Annotated in this window: 24 protein-coding genes and 5 pseudogenes; 20 read left to right on the top strand and 9 right to left on the bottom strand. The window is 52.6% G+C overall.

Annotated elements, in window-relative coordinates:
- Positions 1–396: pseudogene (locus DO97_RS14915) on the top strand (transposase); the annotation flags it as partial.
- A gap of 1,333 nt (positions 397–1,729) precedes the next feature.
- On the opposite strand, the gene DO97_RS14910 reads toward DO97_RS14915, so the two are convergent.
- Positions 1,730–2,173 carry an ExbD/TolR family protein gene (locus DO97_RS14910; protein WP_052128783.1) on the bottom strand — a complete coding sequence of 148 codons (444 nt, stop codon included), beginning with the start codon at positions 2,171–2,173 and terminating at the stop codon, positions 1,730–1,732.
- Positions 2,163–2,804 (bottom strand): MotA/TolQ/ExbB proton channel family protein, encoded by a 642-nt coding sequence (locus tag DO97_RS14905; RefSeq protein ID WP_052128782.1) that lies wholly within the window; start codon positions 2,802–2,804, stop codon positions 2,163–2,165. Before DO97_RS14905 ends, DO97_RS14910 begins: the two co-directional genes overlap by 11 nt.
- A gap of 391 nt (positions 2,805–3,195) precedes the next feature.
- Between DO97_RS14905 and DO97_RS14900 the strand changes: the two genes are divergently transcribed.
- The 4 genes and pseudogenes from DO97_RS14900 to ftsY all read left to right on the top strand — a co-directional run bounded on the left by DO97_RS14900 (position 3,196) and on the right by ftsY (position 7,116).
- Entirely contained in the window at positions 3,196–3,594 is a 399-nt protein-coding gene (locus DO97_RS14900) for a DUF4359 domain-containing protein (RefSeq protein ID WP_036534858.1), read from the top strand.
- A gap of 272 nt (positions 3,595–3,866) precedes the next feature.
- A complete protein-coding gene (locus tag DO97_RS14895; protein WP_036534887.1) occupies positions 3,867–4,571 on the top strand; it encodes a DUF502 domain-containing protein in 705 nt (234 codons plus the stop codon).
- Positions 4,572–4,619: 48 nt separating this feature from the next.
- The gene (gene nusB / locus DO97_RS14890) at positions 4,620–5,270 is read left to right on the top strand and encodes a transcription antitermination factor NusB (RefSeq protein ID WP_036534856.1); all 651 of its coding nucleotides are present in this window, start codon (positions 4,620–4,622) and stop codon (positions 5,268–5,270) included.
- Positions 5,271–5,349: 79 nt separating this feature from the next.
- Positions 5,350–7,116 (top strand): annotated as a pseudogene (gene ftsY / locus DO97_RS31350) (signal recognition particle-docking protein FtsY).
- Here the strand turns inward: ftsY and DO97_RS14880 are convergent.
- The 3 genes from DO97_RS14880 to DO97_RS24660 form a co-directional block, all read right to left on the bottom strand.
- Positions 7,083–7,787 carry a hypothetical protein gene (locus DO97_RS14880; protein ID WP_052128781.1) on the bottom strand — a complete coding sequence of 235 codons (705 nt, stop codon included), beginning with the start codon at positions 7,785–7,787 and terminating at the stop codon, positions 7,083–7,085. The pseudogene ftsY and the gene DO97_RS14880 sit on opposite strands and share 34 nt — an antisense overlap.
- A gap of 83 nt (positions 7,788–7,870) precedes the next feature.
- Complete coding sequence (locus DO97_RS14875; RefSeq protein ID WP_036534853.1) at positions 7,871–8,092, bottom strand: ssl0294 family protein; 222 nt, start codon at positions 8,090–8,092, stop codon at positions 7,871–7,873.
- 79 nt (positions 8,093–8,171) lie between these two features.
- Positions 8,172–8,336: a hypothetical protein gene (locus tag DO97_RS24660; protein WP_193365086.1), complete on the bottom strand. Its 165-nt coding sequence runs from the start codon at positions 8,334–8,336 to the stop codon at positions 8,172–8,174.
- 346 nt (positions 8,337–8,682) lie between these two features.
- Here DO97_RS24660 and DO97_RS14865 point away from each other — a divergent pair, with 346 nt between their 5' ends.
- From DO97_RS14865 to DO97_RS14855, 3 genes and pseudogenes are all read left to right on the top strand, one after another.
- Positions 8,683–9,279, top strand: a complete 597-nt coding sequence (locus tag DO97_RS14865; RefSeq protein ID WP_156120598.1) for an SRPBCC family protein — start codon at positions 8,683–8,685, stop codon at positions 9,277–9,279.
- Between the two features lie 9 nt (positions 9,280–9,288).
- Complete coding sequence (locus DO97_RS14860; protein ID WP_036534849.1) at positions 9,289–10,059, top strand: hypothetical protein; 771 nt, start codon at positions 9,289–9,291, stop codon at positions 10,057–10,059.
- Positions 10,060–10,215: 156 nt separating this feature from the next.
- Positions 10,216–11,422: pseudogene (locus DO97_RS14855) on the top strand (ABC transporter substrate-binding protein).
- A 36-nt stretch (positions 11,423–11,458) separates the two neighbouring features.
- On the opposite strand, the gene DO97_RS14850 reads toward DO97_RS14855, so the two are convergent.
- Both DO97_RS14850 and DO97_RS14845 read right to left on the bottom strand, forming a co-directional pair.
- Positions 11,459–11,905, bottom strand: a complete 447-nt coding sequence (locus DO97_RS14850; protein ID WP_036534847.1) for a type II toxin-antitoxin system VapC family toxin — start codon at positions 11,903–11,905, stop codon at positions 11,459–11,461.
- The gene (locus DO97_RS14845) at positions 11,877–12,110 is read right to left on the bottom strand and encodes a FitA-like ribbon-helix-helix domain-containing protein (protein ID WP_036534844.1); all 234 of its coding nucleotides are present in this window, start codon (positions 12,108–12,110) and stop codon (positions 11,877–11,879) included. The genes DO97_RS14850 and DO97_RS14845 overlap by 29 nt, the downstream gene beginning before the upstream one ends.
- A gap of 173 nt (positions 12,111–12,283) precedes the next feature.
- Here DO97_RS14845 and DO97_RS22355 point away from each other — a divergent pair, with 173 nt between their 5' ends.
- The 9 genes and pseudogenes from DO97_RS22355 (at position 12,284) to DO97_RS14800 (ending at position 20,869) form a co-directional block, all read left to right on the top strand.
- Positions 12,284–12,490 carry a DUF433 domain-containing protein gene (locus DO97_RS22355; RefSeq protein ID WP_072016461.1) on the top strand — a complete coding sequence of 69 codons (207 nt, stop codon included), beginning with the start codon at positions 12,284–12,286 and terminating at the stop codon, positions 12,488–12,490.
- Between the two features lie 85 nt (positions 12,491–12,575).
- Positions 12,576–13,751 carry an ABC transporter substrate-binding protein gene (locus DO97_RS14835; protein ID WP_052128780.1) on the top strand — a complete coding sequence of 392 codons (1,176 nt, stop codon included), beginning with the start codon at positions 12,576–12,578 and terminating at the stop codon, positions 13,749–13,751.
- Between the two features lie 47 nt (positions 13,752–13,798).
- Complete coding sequence (locus tag DO97_RS14830) at positions 13,799–14,749, top strand: branched-chain amino acid ABC transporter permease (protein ID WP_036534842.1); 951 nt, start codon at positions 13,799–13,801, stop codon at positions 14,747–14,749.
- 3 nt (positions 14,750–14,752) lie between these two features.
- Positions 14,753–15,599: pseudogene (gene ylqF / locus DO97_RS14825) on the top strand (ribosome biogenesis GTPase YlqF).
- Between the two features lie 64 nt (positions 15,600–15,663).
- The gene (locus tag DO97_RS14820; protein ID WP_036534839.1) at positions 15,664–16,719 is read left to right on the top strand and encodes a D-alanine--D-alanine ligase family protein; all 1,056 of its coding nucleotides are present in this window, start codon (positions 15,664–15,666) and stop codon (positions 16,717–16,719) included.
- 158 nt (positions 16,720–16,877) lie between these two features.
- Complete coding sequence (locus DO97_RS14815) at positions 16,878–17,720, top strand: FHA domain-containing protein (RefSeq protein ID WP_162183007.1); 843 nt, start codon at positions 16,878–16,880, stop codon at positions 17,718–17,720.
- 6 nt (positions 17,721–17,726) lie between these two features.
- A complete protein-coding gene (locus DO97_RS14810; protein WP_036534834.1) occupies positions 17,727–18,350 on the top strand; it encodes a TIGR04282 family arsenosugar biosynthesis glycosyltransferase in 624 nt (207 codons plus the stop codon).
- Between the two features lie 13 nt (positions 18,351–18,363).
- Positions 18,364–19,086 carry a TIGR04283 family arsenosugar biosynthesis glycosyltransferase gene (locus DO97_RS14805; RefSeq protein ID WP_036534832.1) on the top strand — a complete coding sequence of 241 codons (723 nt, stop codon included), beginning with the start codon at positions 18,364–18,366 and terminating at the stop codon, positions 19,084–19,086.
- Between the two features lie 97 nt (positions 19,087–19,183).
- Positions 19,184–20,869, top strand: coding sequence for a Ppx/GppA phosphatase family protein (locus DO97_RS14800; RefSeq protein WP_036534880.1), 1,686 nt, complete (start codon positions 19,184–19,186; stop codon positions 20,867–20,869).
- A gap of 160 nt (positions 20,870–21,029) precedes the next feature.
- On the opposite strand, the gene DO97_RS14795 is transcribed toward DO97_RS14800, so the two are convergent.
- Entirely contained in the window at positions 21,030–22,214 is a 1,185-nt protein-coding gene (locus DO97_RS14795; protein ID WP_036534829.1) for an NAD(P)H-quinone oxidoreductase subunit H, read from the bottom strand.
- 196 nt (positions 22,215–22,410) lie between these two features.
- Positions 22,411–22,608 carry a hypothetical protein gene (locus DO97_RS14790; protein ID WP_036534826.1) on the bottom strand — a complete coding sequence of 66 codons (198 nt, stop codon included), beginning with the start codon at positions 22,606–22,608 and terminating at the stop codon, positions 22,411–22,413.
- Between the two features lie 103 nt (positions 22,609–22,711).
- Here DO97_RS14790 and gloA point away from each other — a divergent pair, with 103 nt between their 5' ends.
- The 3 genes and pseudogenes from gloA (at position 22,712) to pgaC (ending at position 26,563) form a co-directional block, all read left to right on the top strand.
- Positions 22,712–23,098, top strand: coding sequence for a lactoylglutathione lyase (gloA, locus tag DO97_RS14785; RefSeq protein WP_036534824.1), 387 nt, complete (start codon positions 22,712–22,714; stop codon positions 23,096–23,098).
- Positions 23,099–23,299: 201 nt separating this feature from the next.
- Entirely contained in the window at positions 23,300–25,282 is a 1,983-nt protein-coding gene (pgaB, locus tag DO97_RS14780; protein ID WP_036534821.1) for a poly-beta-1,6-N-acetyl-D-glucosamine N-deacetylase PgaB, read from the top strand.
- A pseudogene (gene pgaC / locus DO97_RS31345) lies at positions 25,279–26,563 on the top strand (poly-beta-1,6-N-acetyl-D-glucosamine synthase). The gene pgaB and the pseudogene pgaC overlap by 4 nt, the downstream one beginning before the upstream one ends.

The raw sequence follows: 26,563 nt of genomic DNA, 5'->3' as shown, positions 1-26,563 counted from the left end.
TTATGACGGTCGATACCCTGGGATTGCTGTTGCGGGTCTTGGTGACTGCCGCGAGTGTACCCGAACGAGAGGGGGCTAAACAGGTACTCCAACAGGTGAAACAGATGGGTCAAGGGGTATCGCGACTGCATACGATTTGGGCCGATGGCGGTTTTGACGGTAATCCATTCCTGATGTGGGTGATGGATGTTTGTCGGTGGATTGTGGAGGTTGTGCTGCGACCAGAGCAAACCAAAGGGTTCGTATTGCTGAAAAAAAAGGTGGGTTGTTGAACGAACATTTGGCTGGCTCATGGGGTACCGTCGATTGGTTCGAGACTATGAGTTATGGCCAGAAACTTCGGAGACATTTATTTACCTGGCCATGATACGAATCATGGTGAGGCAGTTAGCATAAAATCTGACCCAAAAAAACTTTTAAAACATCCTCTTAGAGGATGTTTTAAAAGGGTCGTCTTGAGCCTCAAATACGACTCAGTGGTGCAATCTAAAATCCATAAACCCTGATTCTGTCGTAGCGGTCTCTAGGTGGTCTGAGTGGTTGGATACACCCAGGAAGACTTTTAAAACATCCTCTAAGGGATTGGACTCTTCCTTGGAGGATATACTTGTGTCTTTGAATTAGTTTGTCATCCTCGGTACCACATCTGACTTAGATTGCTAACTAATACTTAGCTCTCACTTTGAGGACTAAGTAAATGAGTGTTAAATACCCTGAATTGCCCATGGATTAAACGTTGTGGGAATTTTAGCATACCCCATCTGAATAGGTTATATTTTAAAAATCCTGATATAGAAACTACGCACAAAATCGCTCAAGACTTTATCTGTAAAGCATTCTAGTTATTTTTATTCGATAAAATCTGGTTGCTTAGTCTTCATGGTGGGATCATAACTTGCAAAAAAGGATGTTATTCCTCACGTAGAAGAATTGGCTCTGGTTTTCTAAAGGGTGATGGCTAGATGGCTTGAATTCCTTGGTCAATTCACCTTCACTCGATTTGATTTACCCTTCAAAGGCCAAGTGTCTATCACACTTGTCACAACAACGTCTGTCATCAGCAACCTCCAAGATTGTGTACGTGATCAGGAATGAAGAAAGAAACTGAATCGTTATTGGGTAGAGAAGGGGTTTAGTCCTACAGCATCCGCAGGATTTCCACAGCTCTATAGATAAGTCAGTCGATCAGAGATTGTTTTACGCAAGTTGCAATAAAACTTCATGAAAAGCGTGGCAGGTGCTGAAAATGCGTTTGGAAACTTTTATCCATGACATGCCGCCTCTGGCCTCGCTGACTGTCAACCCCTGAGATGGTGTGCGCTAGCAATGTTGTCATTGGCAAGCTGACGGAGGTTTGGGAATGGCTTGAAGATAGCAATAGGTAACAATTCCCACCCCCCACCACATTTCCGCCCTTAACAAACCAATTGGTGAGTTTTTTGTTGGTCGCTCCCGGCCTCTAGGGAACCGTTCACTCTAGTTTTGGCTGGGAAGAAAGGATTTTCTGTTGGTATGAAAACAGGAAGTTATAACCTGGCGGTGGTGCAAGGAGTGGACTTCCAGCTGGCGATCAGGATCGGACAGCCCAGAGTTGATTACTGAGGCTGGAGCTACATGGACGCACTAAGGGGTCGCGGGAGTGATGCCCGGTGAAGGCGGTTGCAGCGGTGTACTAAAGGGTTGTAAAGATGGATGTAAACCCTCCTGCCCTGGCAGCTCCCAGCTCGGACTACCAGGAATTTGAGGTGTCGTCGTTGTGTTTCTCTGGTCTCCATCGGGGGAGGGTAGCCAGGGCAACGCGATCGCCCCCAACGGAGCGCAGCAGATCTAAGACCTGCACCACCTCACTGTAGCTAGCTGTCTTCGCAGCATTTAACACCACCACACCCCTGGGATTTTGCCGCAGATACGCTTGCAAGGCTACGGTCAATTGTTCCTGGGTGACAATTTGTTTATCAATATAGGTCTGCCCCAGAAAATCGACGCTGACCATCAGCATCTCCTGGGTTTGGGGCTGCCCGGTGCGAGCTTGGGGCAAATCCAAGTTAATCGCTTGTTGGCGGGTCAGTTGCAGCGTCGCCAAAATGAAAAACGTCAGAATGCAGAAAATCACGTCGATCAGGGGGATAATCTCAATCCGCACCTCATCCACATTATCCAGATTAATCTTCATAGGGCTGGGGAGCAGGTTGAATCTCAGGGGAGAGCAGGGGTGGCGGGGTATCCTTCCAGGTTTGACGATACAGAAGTTCTAGTTCATTCCCCGATCGCCGGAAAATTTGGACTTGATTAAACAAAAACACTTGGAACAGGCGATAGAATGCCAGGCTGAGGATTGCCACCACCAAACCACTGGCGGTGGAGATCAGCGCCTCGCCGATGCCGAGGGTGACCCCGGCGGTGGAAGCCGTCCCTAAATCCCCAATCCGAATAAATTGCAAGGATCGAATCAAGCCCAAAACCGTACCCAACAACCCCAGTAAGGGAGCTAGGGCAATCACTGCCTCCAAGATTTTGTCACCCCGGCGCATCGCCGCCAACTCCTCATCCGCCGCAGCTTCTAAAGCCAAACGGAAGGAGCTAGGGTCGGGTTTTCTCAGCCGCAGGGGCGCATAGAGAAACCGACCAATGGGCTGCTGACTTGCACCTCTGGCAATTTCAGCTGCTGTCAGCCAATCCTGGTAGGCTGCTTCCAAAATCTCATCCACGAGGGCTTTCTCTTGGGACAAAATGCTGAACCAGAACCAGAGGCGTTCTAGGATGGTGCCCAGGGAGAGGATCGACAGCGCCAATAACGGCCACATCGATACCCCACCCTTATGAAAAACTTTCTGCCAGATTCACACGTCTTCCTCACCCTTGCTAAACGGTTGTCCTGCTGTTGAGCTAGCTGTTTGCAGCGTCCCTGGCGGTTTGACCCAGCCTGAATCAAGACAGACAACAGCCTGTGGACAATTTTAATTTAGTGTAGCGATAGTCATCCTCCTTTCTAGGCAGTCCACAATACTCCCTGTCTAAGATCGGCAGCCTCGCCCTGTAACTTTCAGAATCCGTCTGTCAGAATAGAAACAGTTGACAAAGAATAACACCCTATCTACTGGGAGATTCAACAGGGGGCGATCGCTGGACAAACCAGTCGCCTAGCTGTGAGTTACAGCCACCCGTTAGGTTGGGATGTGCAAAAGGTGTGGGTTCATGCTCAAAAGTTCTGTTGTCGCGATCGCGCTAGGGGTGGCAGCTTTGGGCAGCTTCTCGGCTGTAATGATCTGGACTAATCCCACCTTGACAGACTATCAAGTCTACGCCGTAGAAGAATTGACCCAGTATTCTAAAGAACGTCTATGTGCAGAAGCAAAGACAAATTGGAAGCCCTTGGGACAACAAAAGTGCGCGACTATTGTGGATCAGGTGCGTCCCCAACTCAGTCAGCTGATTGCCAAAAGTACCCGGCAGCAAAATTTTGTGTTTTTTAGTCTGTATCAGACTGAACTGTCGGTTGGCCCCTTGCTCCCGTCTTATCGGTTTGAGACCGTCGCCGCCTTCCAAGATTTTTATACCTACCTGAACGATGAACGGGTTCACACTCTGGAGTAGCCTGTTTCAGACTCAGCTTGGAAGTCCAGTCCACCTGCAATTTTATGAGAGCTGCATCATAAAATTTGAGAAACGCTCTCCCTCATGCTTTAAGATATCTCCTGAGATGGGATCACCACCCTTATTGGCACCTCCCTCAATCCACAGCGGAAGCAGGTCTGAGCCTTTGCAACAATTTTTAACAAGATTTAAAATTACTATAGAAGATGGGCGAGTTGCCAAGTTTGCAATCGCTTTGTTTGCCGGGTCGGTTTCAGGAGGGTGAATTACCTGTGTTTCAACACTGGAAGCAAGACTTAAAGAATGATCTGATTGCAGGTCTTCTGGTGGTAATTCCGTTGGCGACCACGATCTGGTTGACGATTACCATCGCCAATTGGGTGATTAACTTTTTAACGCGCATTCCCAAGCAACTCAATCCGTTTAACGACTTACACCCGGTTCTGGGCGACTTGCTAAACCTGGTGATTGGTCTGGCGGTTCCCATGCTCTGCATCCTGCTGATCGGGTTAATGGCACGCAACATTGCCGGTCGGTGGCTTCTGGATCTGGGGGAACGGGTGCTGCACGCGATCCCACTGGCGGGTTCGGTTTACAAAACCTTAAAGCAACTGCTGGAAACCCTGCTCAAAGATACCAATGGCAAGTTTCGGCGAGTGGTGCTTGTGGAGTATCCCCGTCGTGGCATCTGGGCGATCGCCTTTGTGACCGGAGCCGTAGGCAGCGAAATTCAGTCTCAAATTCCCGATACCTTGCTGAGTGTCTTCATTCCTACAACACCGAATCCAACCACGGGATGGTATGCTGTGGTGCCTGAAGATGAGGTGGTTAGCCTCTCAATGTCCATTGAAGATGCCTTCAAGGTCGTGATCTCAGGGGGAATTGTCAGCCCTGCTAATCCAGCCCCGACTCCGATGCCGTTGCTGACCACAACCACTGCATCTGAACTGGAGTCCTCTCTGGTGGAAGGCAAGTAGCAGCCATTTCCCGCCCCCGCTTCCTGCCCTTTTGTTCCTCACTTTGCCATGCAAGCCCGTCGTATTGCTCGTGAACTGGCGCTCCTGAGTACCAGTCAGCTGCCCGCAAACCCTCAACGACTGGCAGCCCAGGAGTTTTCTAGCATCCTGGTGGCAGCCATTCGCACCCTGACCAGTGAAGTGCAAGACACCCTGGAAACCGCAGCGACAGAATTGCAGCGGAGCAAGGATCAGCTGTTGGGCAGTGAGTTTCGTGCCCCCGATCCCGAGACTGCGAAAGCAATGGTTAGTGAGGCGATCGCCCTGACAGAGAAGACGATAAATCACTTGGCGATCGCGGTGGAGCTTCCAGAATTTATCCAGCTTGCTAACCAACAAGAAGTCCGTGCCTATACCCAGGCAATTCTGGGAGCACTGGTGAGTTACCGGGCTGACATTGATCAGTTATTAACCGAGGCTCTGGTGGATTGGCAACTCTCTCGGCTGGCTCAGATTGATCGCGATATTCTGCGGATTGCCGTTGTCGAGATGTTGTACTTAGGACAGCCGGATCGGGTGGCGATTAATGAGGCGGTGGAACTGGCAAAACGCTACAGCGGCGATGATGGGCATCGCTTTATTAACGGGGTGCTCCGGCGAGTGACTGATCAGCTGAAACGTTCCCCTGAATTAAGAACCAGCATCTCTGAGATCAAGTAAKTTTTTTTAAGATAGGAGGAGCGAGTGTTGCTTCACAAGCTTCCCGTTAATCTTCAGACTGGCAGAGCAGGTAGGTTCCATGGCTTTTGATTGGTTTCGTCGCAAATTTCGGGGTTCCGATAGCCCCGATGCTCAACCAGAAATCCCCCAGCCCCTCGCTGCTGAGGAGGGCGAAGGTTCGCCTCTGGAGAGCACCGCTCCTGAGGCGCCACCCAGTAATGAATCTACTCCAGCGGTTGCTCCTGATCTTTTGGCCTATGCCAAAGCGGCTTACCAAAATATTCAACGCCAGAAAGCCCAGTCCGATGAGAGTTCCCAAGTTGAAACTGCAACTCCCCCTAAGGAGGTGATCTCAGACTCATCGGCTCCAGAAGCTCCCCCCGAAACCCCTGCCATTCCTCCGTCACTAGAGTCCTCTCCGAGCATCGCTAGCTCTGTCCTGGAAACCCAGCGAGAAATTGAGTCTGATCCAGAATCAGCCGTTGCTCTAACTCCTGGCTCTGATCCCGGCACACCTCCCTCGTTAATACCCGTTCTTGAGGAGGATGTCCCCCGCCCGGAGGAGGTGCCGATGCCTGCAACCCTGAATAGTTCCCCGACCCCTCCTGAGGGAGCGGATGAGGCGCTCTCAACCCCGTCAGAACCTGTCCCACTTGCCACCCTGGCGACAGAGGCAGCGGTGCTTCCCTTCTGGGCACGGGCGGAGGCCGAACGGCTGGAACGCCTGGAACGCCTGAAATCCACAGCGATTCAGGAACCTGAACCCGTGGTGTCACCCCCCGACCCTCCCCGTGGCTGCTGCTGCCACGACTGAGTCACTGCTCCCCGACTCAGAAATCCCCCCCCGTGGCCTTAGATGAGGGCTTTCTCTGGTCTACCGAAATTCTGGCAGCCCAGGGACGGCGGCCTGAAGACATCTCCATTGAGGAAATTACCTGGTTACAGAAATTACGCCAGGGATTGACCAAGACGCGCCGAGGGTTAATTAACCAGCTACGGGCTGTTGTGGGTCAGGGGCCGCTGAATCAAGAAGCCGTGCTCGAAATTGAAGCCTTGCTCCTCCAAGCCGATGTAGGGGTGGAAGCCACAGACTATATCATTGAGGCGCTTCAGGCTCGACTCCGCCAGGAGGCTTTGCCCCCCGAGGCGGCTATCGCCTATCTGAAGCAAATCCTGCGGCAGATGTTTGATCAGTCCCATACCCTGACCTTTGCCCCTCAAAAAGAGGTTCTGAACATCTGGCTGATCACCGGAGTGAATGGGGCTGGCAAAACCACGACCATTGGCAAAATTGCCCACATTGCCCAAAAGTCTGGTTATCGCTGCATGATTGCTGCTGCGGATACCTTCAGAGCCGCTGCTGTCGAACAGATCAAAGTTTGGGGACAGCGCAGTGGGGTGGATGTGATCGCAAATCCGGGGCAAAATACCGATCCCGCCGCTGTTGTCTATGATGCCATCACGGCGGCGCAATCCCGGGGGATCGATCTATTGCTGGTGGATACCGCTGGGCGGCTGCAAAACAAGAAAAATCTCATGGATGAATTGAGCAAAATCCGCCGGATCATCGATAAGAAGGCAACTAATGCCGTGGTTGAGTCCTTGCTGGTGCTAGATTCGACCCTCGGACAGAATGGGCTACGTCAGGCCGAGGTATTCTCGGAGGCAGCCCGACTGAGTGGCGTGGTACTGACCAAGTTGGATGGCACTGCCAACGGGGGGGGTAGCCCTCGCGGTCGTGCAACAATTGGGGCTACCGATTCGCTTCATTGGAGCTGGAGAAGGAATTGAAGACCTCCGGCCCTTTTCCAGCTATGAGTTCATTGAGGCGCTCTTAAGTAGTTGAGACCCTTGGGTTCTGAGGGCAAAGCTCAGGGATAGTTTACCGTCAGATCCTGATTCAGGGTCAGGGTCAAGTCTTCGTTGGGTCTGACCACAATTAACTCCACCTGCTTTTTCGGCCCTAAAAAGACCCCACCCAGGGTACCCACCCCAGCTCCTGCTAAAACCCGCCAAGGGGTAATACTTTTTCCACCCCCAATGATGGCAGAGAGAGCTGCCGCTGCCCCACTTCCCAAGGCTGTTCCCACCAGAATTGAACTTGTTCGGGGCCCGTTTTTTAATCACCTCAGTGCGCGTCACCACCTGCGAGGTGGCATCAAGGGCTAGGGTGCGGCCATTGGGTAAAGTGACCTGCTTGGCAACATACCGAGAACCGCCCCCCCCACCGGGTTGGAGATCCCCTTTCACCATGCTGCCGGCTGGAATCAAGGTGGTTCCTAAGGGTGCCCTAATTTCCTGGGTCACAATGAGTGTTACCGGCGTGGTTTCAGTGGGGGTCACCAGAATTTTGTCGCCTTGGTCGTAGCGAATCGGAATAGTGGTTCCGGCGGGGAGGGTGGACTGGGTTTGAGCTAAGACGGGGACGGGGAGCATCAGAGGGGCGATGATCCCGGTACTCAGCCCCAGTGTTGCCAGCAGTGCAGTTCCAGACTGCCAGGGCGTGAAATCAGACATGGCATAACACCTCGCAACAATTACCCCTTCAGACGTGCAGGGGGTGGGGATTGTTGCGCGACCCTGAAGCTGTCAAGGGGTGCCTAGTCGATCGAGATCGTCTGTGGGCCTTTTGCTTTGGGATTTTGACCATTCTGGGTCTCAGTTGGTGATGGAGAAACGCCCCCAATCTGTTGATCGAGCCAACTTTTAATCGGGTCTTCCTCGAGATTCAGCCGCAAGACCCCTGCACAGAAACCACCTAGAAAGGCCACGGGTTGTTGTACCAGGCCCTGCATAATCGGGGATAGCTCATCCAGAAACATCGAAATCTCCTTCTAGGTGATGGTTAGCAGCAGCAAGACTGCTCCGAACTATCCTAACGTGCGATCTCGGTTCCATGGCCTAGCCAGCAGTGCGGCGAATCGCTGTCAGAATCCCGCTACCAGTGGTAATTAGCATCAACAGCAAGAGCCAGCCACCGGGTAGAAAGGAAAGGATACCCAACCCTCTGAGTACCCAGACGGCAATGGTAATGGGAAGGAAAATCCAAAATAAAAGAGCAATCATTTCACACTTGGGGTAGGGAATACCAGCCGCATTACCTGTAAGCTCCTCAGGACTCACTGGAACGGCATCGGCTGCTGATCTGGCACCGCACGAATATATGGAGCAGGCTTCGTCCTGATTCTGTCACACCAGTTGCTGGAGATGGGCAGTAAAATAGGGGTGAAGTTGCCTGAAGCTGTTGGCACGTTTTTCCCTGGGGTGGAGTCAAGGATGATCAGGAAGCTCAGTCCCCAGCTTAAAAACTGTCTCGAAATGGTAATGCTGGATTCAATTGATTCTCAAAGACAAACTTTAAGATAGCGACGGGCATCAGTCTGCTGATTTGCGTCAGGAGTCAAAGGCATTCATGAGCGTGTTAGCTTTGCCTAAAACGGCTGCCATCGCAGTCGAGGTGGGCTGGAAGGTAACCCATGGGGTATCGCTGCTCCAGGGAGAAATTTTAGTTAAAACAAGATCCCATCGCACTGCGGGGGGGCAGGTGATCGCCCAACTGTATCTGCCAATGGCGCGATCGCACCTCTGGCAGCAGTTAACTGACTATCCTCGCTGGGTAAGCTATTTCCCAGATATGGTGTGCAGTCAGATTCGACCCGCCCCGGTTGAGTTGGATCCTAGGATTCAACATCTCTACCAGGTGGCGCGAAAACAGTTTTTGTGCTTTGCGGTGCAAGTGGAAATCTACTTAACAGTGCGTGAGCAGACGGATCAAGCGGGTGAGCAACAGATCTGGTTCACGATGGAACAGGGAGATTTCCTAGACTTTGCTGCCCAGTTGACCCTCCAGGATTGGCAGGGTGGGACCCTACTTACCTATCGGGTGCAGGCGACTCCCACGATTCCTGTGCCAACCCTATTGCTCCAACAGGCGATGCAATTTGAGTTGCCTGCCAATCTCAGGGTGATGCGCCAAGTGTTGTGTGGGCGATCGCTGAATTTTCGCTAATCTGATGAAATGAGTAACCCTATTTTTCCCAAGACACCCCTGGCTAACCGATGGGCAGTGAACCATCAACGGCCTCAGTGGCAGCTATTACTGGCGATCGCCTGCCAGGGAGCCTTGCTGCTATCTCCGGTTGCAGTGGGGGCGAATACCCCGAGCACCCCCAATTCCGTATCCCCTGGGCAACGACTCTCCCAGATGTTCTCGAGCGAGATTCAGGCCACCCTCAGTGCTTGTCAAGATCACGGGAGTGTTAATCTCACGGTTGGTGCGGATGGAGATGGTTCGGTGGTGTGCGGGGATGGTAGCCGCTCGTCACCGATTCGTTACAGCGATTACTTTGGCACCCTCTCGGACTTTTTAGCCGCCAGCTTTTTGATTGGGTTTCGTACTGCCTTTAAAACTGACCCCCAAGCGAAACCAGAGACGTTTGCGGGTCTTGTTAGCACCGCAGAGGGACAAAAGGCACTGAAACAACTCCTGACTGCTGCGTTGTCCGATAGCAAACTGGTTCCTCAAAAAAATTCCAGTCAGTCGATCAGCGTCTTAGTCGAGGGAGTGATGCAGCGGACGTTACCGATCTTGCAAAATACCTCGTCCCTGGAAAATCTTTTGGGTACGTCTGCCCAGTATGCTCAGGTCGTTTCCAGCTTCTGTACCCCACCGGGGATGTCGATCAATCAGGCACAAACCAATCTCACCGGGCTCAGCAGCATCCAGATCTATGCTATCTGTATTCAGGAATCTGGGTTTGCGGATGAGATTATCCGCAAACAAAAATAGACCGCAGCTGCGGCACGTCCAGTGGTGTTGGCCTGCCTGACGAGTAGATTTCATGGGCGATCGCAACAGTTCTCTACCCATGGCTGAAAACAACTGCTCAACAACTGCTGTTGCCAGGTATGTTTGTCAAGGCAAGCATCCTCATCGAATTGATTCATGATCAAACCTATTGCATCTGCGACCCTCCTCTCTGCCTGTTTGCTCTCGCTCCTCAGTGCTTGCGGGGGGCAAACGAGTCCCCCTGAGGCTGAATCCGGATCCTCTGGAACCTCACTTCCCCTCGGGGCTGCTTTGGCTCAAACGGGTAATGTAGCGTTGTTTGGTCAGGAGCAGATCGCGGGGATCAAGATTGCAGAACAGTACTTTAATCAAGGGCAGGGCATTGCCGGAACTCCGATCAAACTGGTGATTCAAGACACGGGGGGGCGATGAAGCTGGGGCAATCAATGCTTTTCAATCGTTAATTAATCGTGCCCAGGTGGTTGGCATTATCGGCCCCACGCTCTCTCAACAGGCCTTTAGTGCTGATCCCATTGCCCAACGAGCTCAGGTGCCTGTAATTGCTGCCTCGAATACAGCTCCAGGAATTCCCCAAATTGGGGAGTATATTGTCCGAGTTTCAGCGCCAGTTTCAGTGGTGGCACCCAATGCAATTAGAGCTGCTCTGAAGTCAAATCCCAACCTGCGCCGAGTTGCGGTCTTCTACGCCCAGGATGATGCCTATGGTCGGGGCGAAACCGATATTTTTCAAAAGGCTGTGAAGACCCTTGGCTTAGATCTGGTAACCGTGCAGAAATATCAAACGACGGATACAGATTTTCAGACCCAGGCAACCAATGCCATCAAACTCAAACCCGATCTGGTGATTATTTCTGGGCTGGCTGCGGATGGGGGGAATTTAGTGCGGCAACTGCGAGAGTTAGGGTACCAAGGTCTGATTGTGGGTGGCAATGGATTCAACACCCCGAATCTTTTTCCGGTTTGTAAGGCACTCTGTAATGGGATTCTGGTGGCTCAAGCCTATAGCCCTGAGTATGGGGGAGCAATGAATGTTGCCTTTCGCAATGCCTATCGCCAACAATTTCAGAAAGATCCCTCTCAGTTTAGTGCTCAGGCATTTACAGCTGTGCAGGTGTTTGTGGAGGCACTGAAACAGTTAAACCAGAAGACCCCTTTGACAACGCTGTCCCGTGCTCAATTGCGAACCGAGTTGATCCATCAGATATTGATCCGTCGCTATGAGACCCCCTTGGGTGCCATCTCTTTTACCCCGGAGGGCGATGTGGTACAAACACAGTTTTACGTGGCCGAAATTCAAATGAATGCCGATGGCACCAGCGGTAAGTTCGCCTTTCTTCAATAGGGCACGGGCACCTTTCCTGGGAACTGGAGTTGTAAGTCAGAAACCGTCAACGGTTTCAAACGGGTCGATCGTGGGAACGCCTGTCCCAGCAAAGTCGTTCACATTGCGGGTGATTAGGGTTAAACCGCAGGTGAGGGCAGTGGCGGCAATCTGTTTGTCAAGGGCATTTTGGGGATGGGGAACGCGCAATTTGCCCCAAACCTGAGCCTCAACTACGGTGAAATCGAGAATATGGTCGGCGTAGTCTTCTAAAACCGTCTGCAACCAGTTTTCTAGCAGGTCTGCTTGTTGTTGATCGCCGCGATGCCGGATGAGTTCAACCCCTCGCCGCAGTTCGCCAATGGTGATTACACTGAGATAGAGCGGGGCGGCTTGCTCGGCAGTTTGCTGGAAAAATTGCAGGACACCGGGATTTGCTTTACTTTTTTTACGCAGTTCACTAATGATGTTGGTATCAATTAAATATTTGGCTGGCTGTGTCATCTTGAACGCGCTCGAAGTCTGAATCGTTGCCAACGTTGGGGATCTGGCGTAGCACTTCTGCAAAGGATTTTCGTTGCGGTTGCAGCAAGGCTTGTTCTAAGATTTTGCGATGTTCGGCTTCGGCACTGACCCCATGCTGACTGGCTCGCTTTTTGAGGGCTTTGACGATGGCTTCATCGATGTTGCGGACGATTAAATTTGCCATAAACAACGTCCGTTTGCCGGTGGCGATGGATTCTCAATTCCTTTGACGATAGCATTGATATCATCTTTCTCTCACCCCTTCAACCCCCATGACAACCGTTATCTCTCAACATCTCCAAATCACCCCTGGCGTCTGCGGGGCTTGCCACCGCAGACGCAGGTCATCGCATTCGAGTGCAAGACATTGCGATTGGGTACGAACACCTTAGTATGTCCCCCGACGATATTGTTTACCATTACCCCATCATTACCCTCGCTGATGTCGACGCGGCTCTGACCTACTCCTACGACCAGGATGATGACTTTCTGAAACTCCATCAAGCCAATGTTCCCCACTCAGGAATTGCCTACTGTCTGTACTTCATGAGGTTTTGTGAATAGGATGTCGACTCTCTTGCCGTCCCAGATGGTTTCTGATCGGCCTAGCTCCAGAGGAGCAGCAATCACAATCGGCGCAGTCCTGTCTATGGGTTGCGGCTTTCTATTGGCCGCCTGTACGGTGGCCGAAAATTTCAGCCTGTCTCCCAAGGAAACTGCGATCTCGTCTCAGACGATTCCCATTGGAATTGCAGTCGCACAGACGAGTAATGTTGCCCTGCTGGGTCAAGAGTCAGTAGCGGGGGCAGAGATTGCCGAACAGTATTTCAACCAGCACGGGGGGGTCAATGGCACCCCGATTAAACTGGTGTTTCAAGACACGGGGGGCGATGAGGCCGGAGCCATCAATGCCTTCCAAACCCTGATCACCCAAAACCACATCGTTGGCATTGTCGGTCCCAGTAGTTCACAGCAGGCCTTCAGTGCCGACCCCATAGCCGAGCGCTTGGGGGTACCGGTTGTAGGGCCATCGAATACCGCTCAGGGAGTGCCCCAAATTGGTGCGTATGTTTCCCGTGTTTCGGCTTCCGTCGTGGTGGTGGCTCCCAACTCCGTGAAGGCAGCCTTAAAGATCAATCCCCAGATCCGGCGGGTGGCGGTGTTTTACGCCCAAAATGATGCCTTTAGTAAGTCAGAAACTGAGATTTTTCAGCAAACCGTCCGCAGTCAAAGGTTAGATCTGATCACCATTCAGAAATTCCAGACTACCGATACGGATTTTCAGGCTCAGATTACCAATGCTATGAATCTCAAGCCTGACCTGATGATCATTTCAGGATTGGCCGCAGATGGCGGTAATCTGGTACGACAACTGCGAGAACTGGGTTATCAGGGACTGATCATTGGGGGAAATGGCTTGAATACCTCTAATATTTTCACGGTTTGTCAGGCACTCTGTAATGGGGTGCTGATTGCTCAGGCCTACAGTCCCCAACATCAAAGTGCCATCAATACAGCGTTTAGCAAAGCTTATCGTCAACAGTTTCATAAGGAGCCCCCTCAGTTCAGTGCCCAAGCCTTTACTGCCGTGCAAGTATTCGTTGAGGCATTGCGGATGTTGGACAAGCAACAAAAAATATCTACTTTGCCGCTGGCAGTGGTGCGAACCAGATTAAATCAAAAATTACTCGCGGGTCATTATGAGACACCCCTAGGGGCGATCGCCTTTACCCCTGAAGGTGAGGTGATCCAGAAAGATTTCTATGTGGCTCAGATTAAGATGAATCCAGATGGGCAGAGCGGATCCTTTGTTTTCCTGAAGTAGGAATTTTGGTGAAGGCTGAGTTGTTTTGACCCTAAGTTCCTAGTGCCATGAACCTCGCGCTATTTTTACAACAAGTTCTCAATGGCCTGTCCATTGGCAGTGTCTATGCCCTGTTTGCCCTGGGCTATACCTTGATTTTCTCGATTTTGGGCATTATCAACTTTGCCCATGGGGCAATTTTTACCCTAGGGGCTTACTTTACCTATGCGTTAATGGGGCAAGCCTTTGGCTTTAACGGACTGCTGGCCAATGGAGCCTTACCGTTGAAACTGCCTTTTTTCCCGGCGTTGATCTTGGGCAGTATTCTGGCAGGGGCGGTGGGGGTAGGGGTGGAGCGATTGGCCTTTCGCCCCCTGCGCCAACGGGGCGCTGATCCTCTATTGACGGTGGTGTCTAGCCTCGGGGTGGCCGTGGTGATTGTGAATCTAATCCAATATGCCGTTGGTGCCGAGATTTACACCTTCCCATCAGATACCTATGGCAACTTGCCACCTGCGATTAACTTTGGCACTCCAGAACAACCGATTCCGGTTCGGACAGTGCAGTTGGTGATCTTTGGGGTCTCTCTGGTGATCTTGATGGTGCTCACCTATGGGATCAATGCTACCAAGTTTGGCAAGGCGATGCGGGCAGTGGCGGAGGATGGAACGACGGCCAGTCTGTTGGGTATCAATACCGATCGCTACATTGTCCTGACCTTCTTTGCCAGTAGCTTTCTGGCAGGGCTGGCGGGGACGTTGGTGGGCTCCAGTGTCAGCATTGCCGGGCCTTATTTTGGCATTGCCTTTGGCTTGAAGGGATTGGCGGTGATTGTATTGGGAGGCTTGGGTAGTATTCCAGGGGCAGTCCTGGGGGGTCTGGTGTTGGGGGTAATTGAAGCCTTGGTTCCTGGGAACTTCTCGGCCTATAAGGACGCGATCGCCTTTGCTATGTTGCTGGTAATGCTGCTGGTGAGACCCCAGGGGTTGTTGGGTCGTGCCCGAATTCAGAAGGTATAGAGGATGTCAACGCCCCCAATTCAGTGGTATCCCGGTCATATTGCCAAAGCCGAAAAAGCCCTGCAAGCCCAACTCAAGTGGGTGGATGTGGTGATCGAAGTCCGAGATGCCCGCATTCCCCTGGCGACCCATCATCCCCAGATGCCCCAATGGATTGGTAACCGGGGTCGGGTGTTAGTGCTCAACCGGGTCGATATGATTCCCCTGACCATGCAGCAGGCCTGGGCCGCCTGGTTTCGCGCCCAGGGAGATTTGGCCTACTTCACGGATGCTCAACATGGCAAAGGCGTATCATCCATTACCCAAGCCGCTCAGCAGGTTGGCAACCAAGTGAACCAACGTCGCCGAGATCGCGGCATGTTACCCCGTCCCGTCAGGGCTGTGGTGTTGGGGTTTCCAAATGTTGGCAAATCAGCCCTGATCAATCGCCTCCTGGGGAAGCGGGTGGTTGAAAGTGCCCGTCGCCCTGGGGTCACTCGACAATTGCGGTGGGTGCGGATCTCCGATCAGATTGAACTGTTGGATGCACCGGGGGTTTTGCCCTCGCGTCTGGCCGATCAGGAGGCTGCCTTCAAACTCGCCATCTGTGACGATATTGGGGAAGCGGCTTACGATCACCAACGGGTTGCCAGTACCTTGATTGATCTGCTGGGTACCTTGCGACTCTACCCCCCTGCTCTCGGCGCGCTACCCCCTAGAGGTGGGGAATCGGAGTGGTGAAGACTATCTCCATACCCTGGCTCAGCAGGCCTACCAGGGAAATCTGGAACGCACCGCCCAGCAATTATTGAATGATTTTCGCAAGGGACTATTGGGGGCGATCGCCCTAGAGGTTCCACCACCGCAGTAGCCAGGAGGATCGGCAAACAGAGAGTTATGGTAGGCTGACGGGACGAGTTAGGGCTTAGGGAAGCATGGCAAAACTGCGAGTGGGGCTGCTGTTTGGCGGCTGTTCCGGAGAACATGAGGTGTCAATTGCTTCCGCCAGAGCGATCGCCTCGGCATTGACCACTCCCCCCAATGGAGATCGCTACGATCTGCTGCCGGTTTACATTCAAAAGGAGGGTTGCTGGCAAGCAGGTAGACTGGCGCAACAGGTACTGGAAACTGGCGTGGCGCTGTCAGATTCAGATCCAGCTGCAGCTATCCACCGTTGGCAATTTCCCTCGGCGATCGCCGAGGTGGAAGTCTGGTTCCCCGTCCTCCACGGCCCCAATGGGGAAGATGGAACGGTTCAGGGATTGCTGCGTCTGATGCAGGTGCCCTTTGTCGGCTCGGGGGTGCTGGCCTCAGCCATGGGCATGGATAAGCTCGCCATGAAAATGGCCTTTGCACACGCTGGGCTCCCCCAGGTGCAGTATCTGGCAGTGTCTCGGGGAGAAGTGTGGTCGAATCCCTGTGTGTTCCCCCAGCTCTGCGATCGCATTGAAACCACCCTCGGCTATCCCTGCTTTGTCAAACCCGCGAATCTTGGCTCATCGGTGGGTATCTCCAAGGTGCGAACCCGAGGGCAGTTAGAAGCAGCATTAGATGCAGCCGCCAGCTATGATCGCCGTCTGATTGTGGAAGCTGGGGTCGTAGCACGGGAAGTTGAGTGTGCCATACTAGGAAATGATACACCTCGCGCCTCAGTGGTGGGTGAGATCACTTACCAGAGTGATTTCTATGATTATGAGACCAAATACACCTTGGGTCGGGCTGATCTGGTGATTCCAGCCAAGTTGCCCACGGAGATCGCCGAAACGGTTCAGACTATGGCAATTCAAGCCTTCAAGGCCATTGATGGGGCGGGTTTGGCTCGGGTTGACTGTTTTTACATTGAGGCCAGTGGAGCAGTGCTAATCAATGAGATTAATACTTTACCTGGGTTTACAGCCACCAGTATGTATCCCCAGCTGTGGCAGCACAGTGGGCTTGAGTTCTCGGAATTGGTACATCAGCTGGTGCAGTTGGCCCTGGCAGGCTCCTAAAGGTTGGTGTCGAAGGTAACTCCGATGGTATTTTTGCTGATTTTCAATACACTATTGTTAAGGTAATGAAGATTCCAGCAAATTGTTTGCATGGATAAGCTTTGCCAGGGATTGTCCAACCTCTGTCTTTTCCACCGTTTGATAGGGTCTCCCCGCCTGTGGTAACTTCCGTTTCCCCACAGTTAATTATCCGAAGAGTCTTGGGTAATTCCTACCTGGAACTGGTGGGGAAGACAACCTGGACTATTGGTCGTGCTGAAGAGTGTGAAGTGGTGCTCTCGGATCATTGGGTGTCTCGTCACCATGCCAGGTTACATCTCACCGAAGACGGAAACTTCTCTTTAGAAGATTTAGGGAGTCGCAATGGTTGTCTGGTCAACGGCCAGCGCATTGCCCAGCCATTAACCCTGCGTCATGGCGATCGCCTGGTACTGGGAACAACAGAGATTGAATTCTCCGATCCGGCGGCAGCCAATGGGCAGTTTGCTACCACCCAGCAGCCTCCAGTGCAACGGGAATCGGCGCGCAAAACGGTACTGATTACCCACACCACCCAATACCAAGCCGCCATTTGGCAGGTAACCTTGGCTTCCCAAGGGGTTTCGGTTGCCTTTGAATCCCCTGGGATGGAACTGCTAGAAACCATTTACCAGTTTCAGCTCAGCCGCCAGGAGCTACCTGATTTAGTCTTAGTGGACATCACATCGCAAAAATCCAATACCTATGCTTTTTGTCGCCAGTGTCGTGCCTCTTACCCAACCTTAAAAATTATGCTCGTCAGTAGTAGCCGCACAGAAATTTTTCCGGTTGAGCGCCAGTGGGCGATTCATCAAGGGGCAATCGATTTTATTCCCGGGTTTCAAGAGCGCAACCTGATGGCCAGTCCCCTGGAGATTGTTGCCAAGGTGGAACTGGTCTTGAAGGTACTGTCCTGGCAACCTCTGCAGCAGCAATCTTTGATCGGTGCCGTCCTGGCACTCCATAAGAGCGCCTTCAAGTAAGGGGGCATGGAATTCCCTAGGGCTAGCAGGAGTGGGGGTGAAGGGCTGATTGTGATCACCCGCTACCCAGAACCCGGTCGAACCAAGACCCGCTTGATTCCAGCCCTCGGAGCCGATGGGGCAGCAAGACTGCATCACCATCTGGGGCAACAAACCCTCCAGCAGGTAACAGCGCTGCAAGCAATCCGTCCCCTGAGTGTGGCTGTGCATTTCCATGGCGGTAGTCTGCAACAGATGCGGGCATGGCTGGGGAGTTATCCCACCTATATTCCCCAGGGAGAGGGGGATCTGGGTGCCCGGATGACCCAGGCGTTTGCCCAAGGTTTTCAGGCGGGCTGGGAACGGGTGGTGATGATTGGTACGGACTGTCCCCACTTGCAAGTGAGTCATCTGGCTCAGGCCTTTGAGTCCCTGGAGACTGCCGATTTGGTGTTAGGGCCAGCCCTAGATGGAGGGTACTATCTGATTGGGTTGGGGCAGTGGATACCAGCCTTATTGATCGGCCCCACCTGGGGCACCGATCAAGTGTTGCAGCAGACCCTAGAAATTGCCACCGCGCTGCAACTGGCGATCGCCCAACTACCAACCCTTGCGGACATTGACCGCCCAGAAGACCTGGTGTACCTGTAACCGATTCCCAGCTATGGTCGCTCCACCGTCCCCTCACCTGACTGTGATTATTCCAGTGCTCAATGAAGCCCCAACCCTGCCCAAGACGCTGGTTGGCTTGCAAGGCATAGAGTCCTTGGAAGTGATTGTGGTCGATGGAGGGAGCCAAGATCATACGGTGGCGATCGCCCAAGCACTAGGAGCGAGAGTGATCACAGCTGCTGTAGGTCGAGCTAAACAAATGAATGCTGGGGCAGCGATCGCCACGGGGGAAATTCTGATCTTCCTCCATGGGGATACCCAACTCCCCACAGGGTTTGCCACGATGATTCCCGCTGCCCTTGCTGTCTCCGGGGCAATTGCAGGAGCCTTTGCCCTACAAATTGATGCCCCCCAGCCAGCCTTTCGGTGGATTGAAGCCGGGGTGAATTGGCGATCGCGGTGGTTGCAACGGCCCTATGGCGATCAAGCGCTATTTCTCAACGCCTCGGTGTTCCGCGCCTGCGGCGGCTTCCCTGACCTGCCCATTATGGAGGACTTTGAGTTCGTGCGCCAATTAGCCCGCCGAGGGGAGATTGTGATTGTACCGACCCCCGTTGTCACCTCAGCCCGCCGTTGGCAACGGTTGGGGATTTGGCAGACCACCCTGATCAATCAAGGCATCGTTGTAGCCTATTTGCTCGGTGTCCCTTGCCACTCCCTTGCCCACTGGTATCGTCGGAGCCGAGGTTTCCCAATCAGTCCCCCCCCAGGGTAAAATCAGGGGAGATTTAAAATTGGGATTTCAGTATCAGTTGCCCCCTGGAGTGTTACTGAATCTAGGTCAACCCTATGGCATCTGGAATCAGTTCAGTATGGTGAATGTACTTCAGAATGGCAGGGAACCCTTGGTCAGTCCTGTAATGGTGCCACCTGAACGCGATCGCATCTTTGCTGCCATTGATATTGGCACCAACTCCATTCATATGGTGGTCGCCCATATTCAGCCCTCGCTGCCGGGATTCACGATCATTGATCGGGAAAAGACCACGGTGCGTCTGGGCGATCGCGACAAACACACTGGCAATCTCAAGAAAGATGCCATGGAGCGGGCACTGGTGGCTTTAAAGCGCTGCCAAGAAATTGCCCGCACCCTCAATGCCGAACAAACCGTCGCCGTTGCCACCAGTGCGGTGCGGGAAGCCCCCAATGGTCGCGACTTTCTGCAACAGGTGGCAGAAAAGCTAGGCCTGCATGTAGATCTGATCTCCGGCCCCGAAGAAGCCCGACGCATCTACCTCGGGGTGTTATCAGGGATGGATTTCAACAACCAACCCCACATCGTGATCGACATTGGCGGTGGCTCCACCGAGTTGATTTTGGGGGACGGGCACGAGCCTCAGTGCCTCACCAGCACCAAGGTGGGAGCCGTACGCTTAACATCGGAACTGGTGACGACGGATCCCATCAGCACCAACGAATTCCAGTATATGCAGGCTTATGTGCGGGGGATGCTGGAACGCTCGGTTGAAGAGATTCGCAGCCATCTACAACCGGGCATCCTCCCTCGACTGGTGGGAACCTCTGGCACCGTGGAAGCCCTGGCAACTCTCCATGCCCGCGAAAAACTTGGGATCGTACCGACACCACTCCAAGGCTACCCAATCTCCCTCAAGGATTTGCGGGAAGTGATTAACCGCCTGCGCAAGCTCTCCTGTGCCGAACGACTGGCCTTACCGGGAATGAGCGATCGCCGCGCTGACATTATTGTGGCGGGGGCGGTGATTCTTCAAGAAGCCATGACCCTCTTGGGGCTGGAATCCTTAACCCTATGTGAGCGAGCCTTACGGGAAGGGGTGGTCGTAGACTGGATGTTGGCCCATGGTCTGATTGAGAGCCGTCTGCGCTTCCAAAGCTCTGTTCGCCAAGGCAGTGTGCTGAATATTGCCCGAAAATATCAGGTGAACCTAGAACACGCCAAGCGGGTGGCTGATTTCGCCCTTAGTCTCTTTGACCAGACCCAAAAACAACTCCACCATTGGGGAGATGAAGAACGGGAGTTACTGTGGGTTGCTGCGATTCTGCATAACTGTGGTCATCACATTAGTCACTCCTCCCATCACAAGCACTCCTATTACCTGATCCGCAACAGCGAACTCCTGGGGTACAACGAAACCGAAATCGAAACCATCGCCAACCTGGCGCGCTACCATCGCAAGAGTTGCCCCCGCAAAAAGCACGAGAACTACCGCAATCTCTCCAGCAAGCACCACCGGAAGGTTGTTGATCAACTCAGTGGACTCCTGCGCCTCGCAGTCGCCCTCGATCGGCGGCAAATTGGAGCCATTCAGCGGGTTTGGTGTCAGTACAACCCAGAAATTCCCGAGCTACACCTCTGCCTTCAGCCCAGTCTTCCCCAGGATGACTGCGCCCTAGAACTCTGGAGCTTAGATTACAAACGGCAAGCCTTTGAGTCAACATTTGCCATGGCGCTGCGTGTCACCCTGGAAACCAATGCAGGAGCTGTCAGCGATCATCTTGCCCGTAATTGGCCATCATAATTGGGAGCGGAAAATCCGAGTTTTCCCAAAGCAGACCTTAGCCTGCCTTGGGAAATATAGGGCTGGTCAGGTAGCCAAGAACAAGACCGTTAAATGCCGATTCTGGGAAGTTGTCTGACCTATTACAAGGAACTAGCAAGTGACTAACGGTTCGTTTTCGTTATCGATCAACAGACCCCATAATCACATCAATGCTGCCCAAAATTGCCACAATATCCGCCACCTTCATCCCCCGGATTAATTGCGGCAAGATTTGCAGGTTGTTGAAATCAGCAGCCCGAATCTTCCAGCGCCAGGGAAAGACATTGTCATCGCCCATAATAAAAATCCCCAGTTCACCCTTGCCACTTTCACACCGGACATAGTGCTCACCTTTAGGAATTTTGAAGGTGGGGGCGACCTTCTTGCTGATGTACTGGTAATCAAAGCCATCCCATTCTGACTTCGGGCCAGCTGCGATCCGTTTGGCTTCTAGATTCTCGTAAGGGCCCCCAGGAAGACCTGCCAATGCCTGACGCACAATTTTCAAGGATTCTCGCATCTCCCGAATTCGGACAAGATAACGAGCTAAACAGTCACCGGCTGTTTCCCACTGCACGTCCCAGTCAAAGTCGTCATAGCATTCGTAGTGGTCAACTTTGCGCAGATCCCATTTCACCCCAGAGGCTCGCAGCATCGGGCCAGACAGTCCCCAATTAATGGCCTCTTCCCGACTGATGGTACCAATGCCCTCGACGCGCCGTCGGAAGATTGGATTATTGGTGATCAGGCGCTCGTACTCATCGACTTTCGGCAAGAAATAGTCACAGAAGTCATGACATTTATCTACCCATCCGTAGGGCAGATCAACCGCCACACCCCCAATGCGGAAATAGTTATTGTTGACCATGCGATGCCCCGTGGCGGCTTCCCAAAGGTCATAGATTAACTCCCGCTCCCGGAAAATGTAAAAGAAGGGAGTCTGGGCACCGACATCTGCCATGAATGGCCCCAGCCACAGCAAGTGGTTGGCAATGCGGTTGAGTTCCAGCATGATCACCCGGATGTAACTGGCACGTCGGGGCACTGGAATGTCTGCTAGTTTCTCAGGGGCATTGACCGTAATCGCCTCATTAAACATCCCTTCTGCGTAGTCCCAGCGACTCACATAGGGAACAAACATCACGTTAGTGCGATTCTCGGCAATTTTTTCCATCCCTCGGTGCAAGTAGCCAATGACTGGTTCACAGTCAATCACGTTCTCGCCATCCAGGGTGACAATCAACCGCAACACCCCATGCATAGAGGGATGGTGAGGCCCCATGTTCAGAACCATGGGTTCGGTTTTAGTCTCAATCATTGCCATAGTCGTGATGGTCTCCCTTGCTTTGAGATCATTGGCACTAATCCAATCATAAACACCTAGTTGCTAGGGTAGGGGATTCAGAGATAACAGACAAGAATCAAGTGCAAATAGCTGCCATCAGGGTGATGGCGGGGTGAGGCTGACCAGAGCATAGAGCTGGGTTAGGGGAACCAGTCCTGAGATGGGGCTGATCGATTTATTCCTCAATCAGAATCTCCCCCAGCCAAATCCGCTGCTTGATAGACATAAACAATTCCCGCTCTTCGTCTGATACCTCGCCATCTTCTAGCATGGCATCCATGATCTCGTTACTCTCTTGGCGAGTCAGCTTGTCATCGGCCAATGCCCGTTCCACGATTGCTTTGACCTTCTCCAGGTTTTTGGCTGCGTCCACAGTTTCATGCCTCCACAACTGGCTATTGGTGGTATCTTACCAAGATCCCTGGAGAGCTGCGTCCATAATAAAAGTTGAATCAGCCAACCGAGAAAATATCTGTATGCGCCTATTACACACTATGCTTCGCGTCGGCAATCTGGATGCCTCACTCAAGTTCTATTGTGAAGTTTTGGGGATGCACCTCTTGCGGCAAAAAGATTACCCCGCTGGGGAATTTACCCTGGCCTTTGTTGGTTATGGCGATGAAGCTGACCATAGCGTTCTGGAGTTAACTTACAACTGGGGTCAAGAGCAGTATGACTTGGGGAGTGCCTACGGTCACATCGCCATTGGGGTCGAGGATATCTATGCCACCTGTGCTGCGATTCAAGCCAGGGGTGGAAAGGTCGTGCGGCAACCGGGGCCGATGCAGCATGGCTCAACCGTCATTGCCTTTGTGGAAGATCCCGATGGCTATCGGGTGGAACTGATCCAAACAAAGTCTTAGGGAAATGCTGAAGGATAGTTTCCCCCATCCGTGTCCAGACATTCCGGGGCCGGTTCCTTAACCCAAACCCCTACTGAAAACTTTATGAAGCCTATGTACTCATCTGCTGCCAACCTTGGGAACGGAGGTATATAGTTAAAAGGGTCTTTTTTCTGCTCAGATATCTGACCCTGTTTGAGCAGCCGAGGTTACGGTTGGCTTATGCGCTGGATTCGTCTGTTGAGCCTCTTCCTGGCAGGCATTCTCTTGGTCTGTGGCGTGGGGCGGGTATCTCTAGCAGCTGCCTCTGATTCACTGGTTGTGATCGTCTACCACGAAATTACTGATCCAGGAACAGCCCAGATACCTGACTTAGCTGTTACCCCAAGTAACTTTGTGCGCCAGATGGACTGGTTGCGCCTCAACGGCTATCACTTTGTCAGTGTGGATCAGGTACTGGCGGCGAGGGCAAATCGGAAACGGCTACCGTCCAAACCTGTACTGTTAAGTTTTGATGATGGCTATCGGTCGGTTTATACCGAGGTCTTTCCAGTCCTGAAATCCCTGAAGGCACCGGCTGTAGTAGCCCTCGTGGGCAGTTGGATGGAGCCGCAGAATGGCTTGATCCAATTTGGAGACAAAAAGGTTCCCAGGAGCGAATTCATGAGCTGGGAACAGGTGCGGGAGATGGTCAAGAGTGGGCTCGTTGAAGTTGCTAGCCATACCCATGACTTACACAAGGGTATTACGGGAAACCCACAGGGCAACCAGCAACCCGCCGCGAGTACCCGTGAATATAGTATTTCTCAGCACCATTACGAGGATGAATTCCCCTATCAAAAGCGGATTGAACAAGATCTGCACCATAATAGCCAACTGCTAGCTCAAGAGTTAGGTCGGAAACCACGGGTAATTGCTTGGCCCTATGGACGTTACAACTCTTTAGTCTCAAAGATTGCCACTGATCTGGAAATGCCCGTTGGCCTGACGTTGGATGATGGGGCCAATCGAGAGGACGCTCCCCTGAGCCGCCTGCGCCGCATCATGATGACGCAGGATATGGCTCCTGGAGATTTAGCGGTGGAGATTGCCCTCCGCCAAGCCGATACCCAGGATAATGCTCGGGCAGCCAAGATCATGCATGTTGATCTCGATAACATCTACGACCCAGAGAAGGCTCAGATTGAGCGCAATCTGACTCAGTTGCTAGAACGGATCAGGACAATGGGGGTCAATACCGTATACCTCCAAGCCTACGCCGATCCCGATGGCAATGGAGCTGCGGATGCGGTTTATTTCCCCAACCGACATCTGCCGATGCGAGCCGATCTATTCAACCATGTGGCCTGGGAGATTCGTACTCGCACCCAAGTCAGGCGGCTCTATGCTTGGATGCCAATGCTGGCCTTTGAGTTACCCAAAAATAATCCAGTTGCCGCCCACCGGGTGATCACCCAACGAGCCGAGAGCCACCATTTGGTGATGGGCTACCCCCGTCTTTCCCCCTTTTCTCCCAAGGCGGTCTCGGTTATCCGTGAGATTTATGCAGATCTCTCTAGGCGAGCGACCTTCGATGGTCTCTTGTTCCACGATGATGCCACACTCTCGGATTATGAAGATGCCAGTCGTTTTGGCTTGAGTACCTACCAAAAATGGGGCTTACCCAGCAACCTTGCGGCAATTCGGCGGCGAGATGACTTCCTAGGGCGTTGGACCAATTTCAAAATTAATACGCTCGACAATTTAGCCAAGGATCTAGCTGCGGTAGTTCGCATCAACCAGCCTCAGCTCCGTACCGCCCGTAATCTCTATGCCCAAGTTGCACTCAACCCAAAGTCGGAGGTTTGGTACTCTCAGTCCCTCGATCGCTCACTACAGAACTATGACTTCACGGCAATTATGGCGATGCCCTATTTAGAAAAGGCTCAAGATCCCCACGGGTTTTTGAAAGATATTTTTGAAAAAGTCAGAGAAAAACCGGGTGGCCTTAACAAAGTTGTCTTTGAGCTACAAAGCACGGATTGGCGCACGCATAAGGACATCGACTCGAAGGAACTGGCTCAATCCATTGCTGATCTCTATAGTTGGGGGGCACGCCATATTGCCTACTACCCGGAGAACCCCCATCGCGGTCAGCCCGATTCCAGGCTTATCCGGCCTGTTTTTGATAGCAAATCAAGTGCGCCACTGCTTTCTTCTCGATGATCCAGGTGGAACCACTGGCCATCCATACCCTGCTGCGGCATCTGTGGCATGGGTTGTTGACCTTTGTTTTTTATTACCCCCTAGTAATGTCCTATGCCTGGATGTTCTTTGCGGTTCTATTTTTCCTCCGGTCAGAATATCGGGAGCGATCGCTGGTGCGTCCTCCTGGGGGTGAGCTCGACACACCGATCAGTATCCTAATCCCCTGCTTTAATGAGGGTGACAACGCTGCCGACACCATTTCCCATGCCCTAGCCGTCAACTATTCAGTCTTTGAGGTGATTGCGATTAATGACGGTAGTCGTGACAACACTGGGGCGATCCTCAACCATTTAGCTGCGCTCCATTCCAATCTTCGGGTGCTGCACTTAGTGGAAAATCAGGGCAAAGCCTTGGCATTGCAAGTGGGTTGTCTCCTAGCCCGTTATGAAATTCTCGTTTGTATCGATGGAGATGCCCTGCTGGATGCCCATGCCCTGCCCTGGATGGTGCGGCATTTTCTGCATAATCCCCGAACAGGAGCCGTTACTGGCAACCCCCGCATTCGTAACCGCTCAACCTTGATGGGTCGGGTACAGGTGGGTGAGTTTTCATCCATTATTGGCTTGATCAAGCGCGCGCAGAGTTGGTTTGGTCAGCTGTTTACGGTGTCTGGGGTCATTAGTGCGTTTCGTAAATCAGCAGTGCATCAAGTGGGCTACTGGAGTGCCGATATGCTCACCGAAGATATAGATATCACCTGGAAACTTCAGCCGGGGGGGGTGGGACGTGATCTATGAACCCCATGCCCTTGTCTGGATTTTGATGCCTGAAACCATCCAGGGGTTGTGGAAGCAACGACTCCGGTGGGCTATGGGCGGGGCTCAGGTCTTGCTGAAAAATCTTGATGTTTGCATCCGCCCTCGCCAGCGAAGACTGTGGTTATTGATGGCTGAGGTGTTTCTGACCCTGATTTGGGCCTATGCAGTCTTGATTTTGGTCGTCTTCTGGATGATCAACTTTACCCTCTGGGGTGCGGCCATCCATCACTACGATTTGCCTCTCTTACCTGAATCCAGCGGTCTTGTGCTTGGGATCACCTGCATGATTCAATTTGCGGTGAGTCTGTGGCTTGACAGTCAATATGATCGAGGGCTTGGGCGTAATTATTATTGGCTGATCTGGTACCCCTTTGTCTTTTGGATCATTATTGTTCTAACGACAATTATTGCCTTCCCCAAGGTGTTGATGCGAAGTGCCGGTCAGCGAGCCCGCTGGGTCAGCCCGGATCGGGGGATTTGA

The organism is Neosynechococcus sphagnicola sy1 (assembly GCF_000775285.1).
GTDB lineage: Bacteria > Cyanobacteriota > Cyanobacteriia > Neosynechococcales > Neosynechococcaceae > Neosynechococcus > Neosynechococcus sphagnicola.
Note: the sequence above shows the minus strand (reverse complement) of the source record. Positions and strands in the feature narration are given on the sequence as shown.

What these genes read in the sequence shown, in the direction of transcription:
- DO97_RS14910 (WP_052128783.1), bottom strand. Translation starts at nt 2,173, where the DNA reads ATGAAGATTAATCTGGATAATGTGGATGAGGTGCGGATTGAGATTATC.
- DO97_RS14905 (WP_052128782.1), bottom strand. Translation starts at nt 2,804, where the DNA reads ATGTGGCCGTTATTGGCGCTGTCGATCCTCTCCCTGGGCACCATCCTA.
- DO97_RS14900 (WP_036534858.1), top strand. Translation starts at nt 3,196, where the DNA reads ATGCTCAAAAGTTCTGTTGTCGCGATCGCGCTAGGGGTGGCAGCTTTG.
- nusB (WP_036534856.1), top strand. Translation starts at nt 4,620, where the DNA reads ATGCAAGCCCGTCGTATTGCTCGTGAACTGGCGCTCCTGAGTACCAGT.
- DO97_RS14880 (WP_052128781.1), bottom strand. Translation starts at nt 7,787, where the DNA reads ATGTCTGATTTCACGCCCTGGCAGTCTGGAACTGCACTGCTGGCAACA.
- DO97_RS14875 (WP_036534853.1), bottom strand. Translation starts at nt 8,092, where the DNA reads ATGTTTCTGGATGAGCTATCCCCGATTATGCAGGGCCTGGTACAACAA.
- DO97_RS24660 (WP_193365086.1), bottom strand. Translation starts at nt 8,336, where the DNA reads ATGATTGCTCTTTTATTTTGGATTTTCCTTCCCATTACCATTGCCGTC.
- DO97_RS14865 (WP_156120598.1), top strand. Translation starts at nt 8,683, where the DNA reads ATGAGCGTGTTAGCTTTGCCTAAAACGGCTGCCATCGCAGTCGAGGTG.
- DO97_RS14860 (WP_036534849.1), top strand. Translation starts at nt 9,289, where the DNA reads ATGAGTAACCCTATTTTTCCCAAGACACCCCTGGCTAACCGATGGGCA.
- DO97_RS14850 (WP_036534847.1), bottom strand. Translation starts at nt 11,905, where the DNA reads ATGACACAGCCAGCCAAATATTTAATTGATACCAACATCATTAGTGAA.
- DO97_RS14845 (WP_036534844.1), bottom strand. Translation starts at nt 12,110, where the DNA reads ATGGCAAATTTAATCGTCCGCAACATCGATGAAGCCATCGTCAAAGCC.
- DO97_RS14835 (WP_052128780.1), top strand. Translation starts at nt 12,576, where the DNA reads ATGGGTTGCGGCTTTCTATTGGCCGCCTGTACGGTGGCCGAAAATTTC.
- DO97_RS14830 (WP_036534842.1), top strand. Translation starts at nt 13,799, where the DNA reads ATGAACCTCGCGCTATTTTTACAACAAGTTCTCAATGGCCTGTCCATT.
- DO97_RS14820 (WP_036534839.1), top strand. Translation starts at nt 15,664, where the DNA reads ATGGCAAAACTGCGAGTGGGGCTGCTGTTTGGCGGCTGTTCCGGAGAA.
- DO97_RS14810 (WP_036534834.1), top strand. Translation starts at nt 17,727, where the DNA reads ATGGAATTCCCTAGGGCTAGCAGGAGTGGGGGTGAAGGGCTGATTGTG.
- DO97_RS14805 (WP_036534832.1), top strand. Translation starts at nt 18,364, where the DNA reads ATGGTCGCTCCACCGTCCCCTCACCTGACTGTGATTATTCCAGTGCTC.
- DO97_RS14800 (WP_036534880.1), top strand. Translation starts at nt 19,184, where the DNA reads ATGGTGAATGTACTTCAGAATGGCAGGGAACCCTTGGTCAGTCCTGTA.
- DO97_RS14795 (WP_036534829.1), bottom strand. Translation starts at nt 22,214, where the DNA reads ATGGCAATGATTGAGACTAAAACCGAACCCATGGTTCTGAACATGGGG.
- gloA (WP_036534824.1), top strand. Translation starts at nt 22,712, where the DNA reads ATGCGCCTATTACACACTATGCTTCGCGTCGGCAATCTGGATGCCTCA.
- pgaB (WP_036534821.1), top strand. Translation starts at nt 23,300, where the DNA reads ATGCGCTGGATTCGTCTGTTGAGCCTCTTCCTGGCAGGCATTCTCTTG.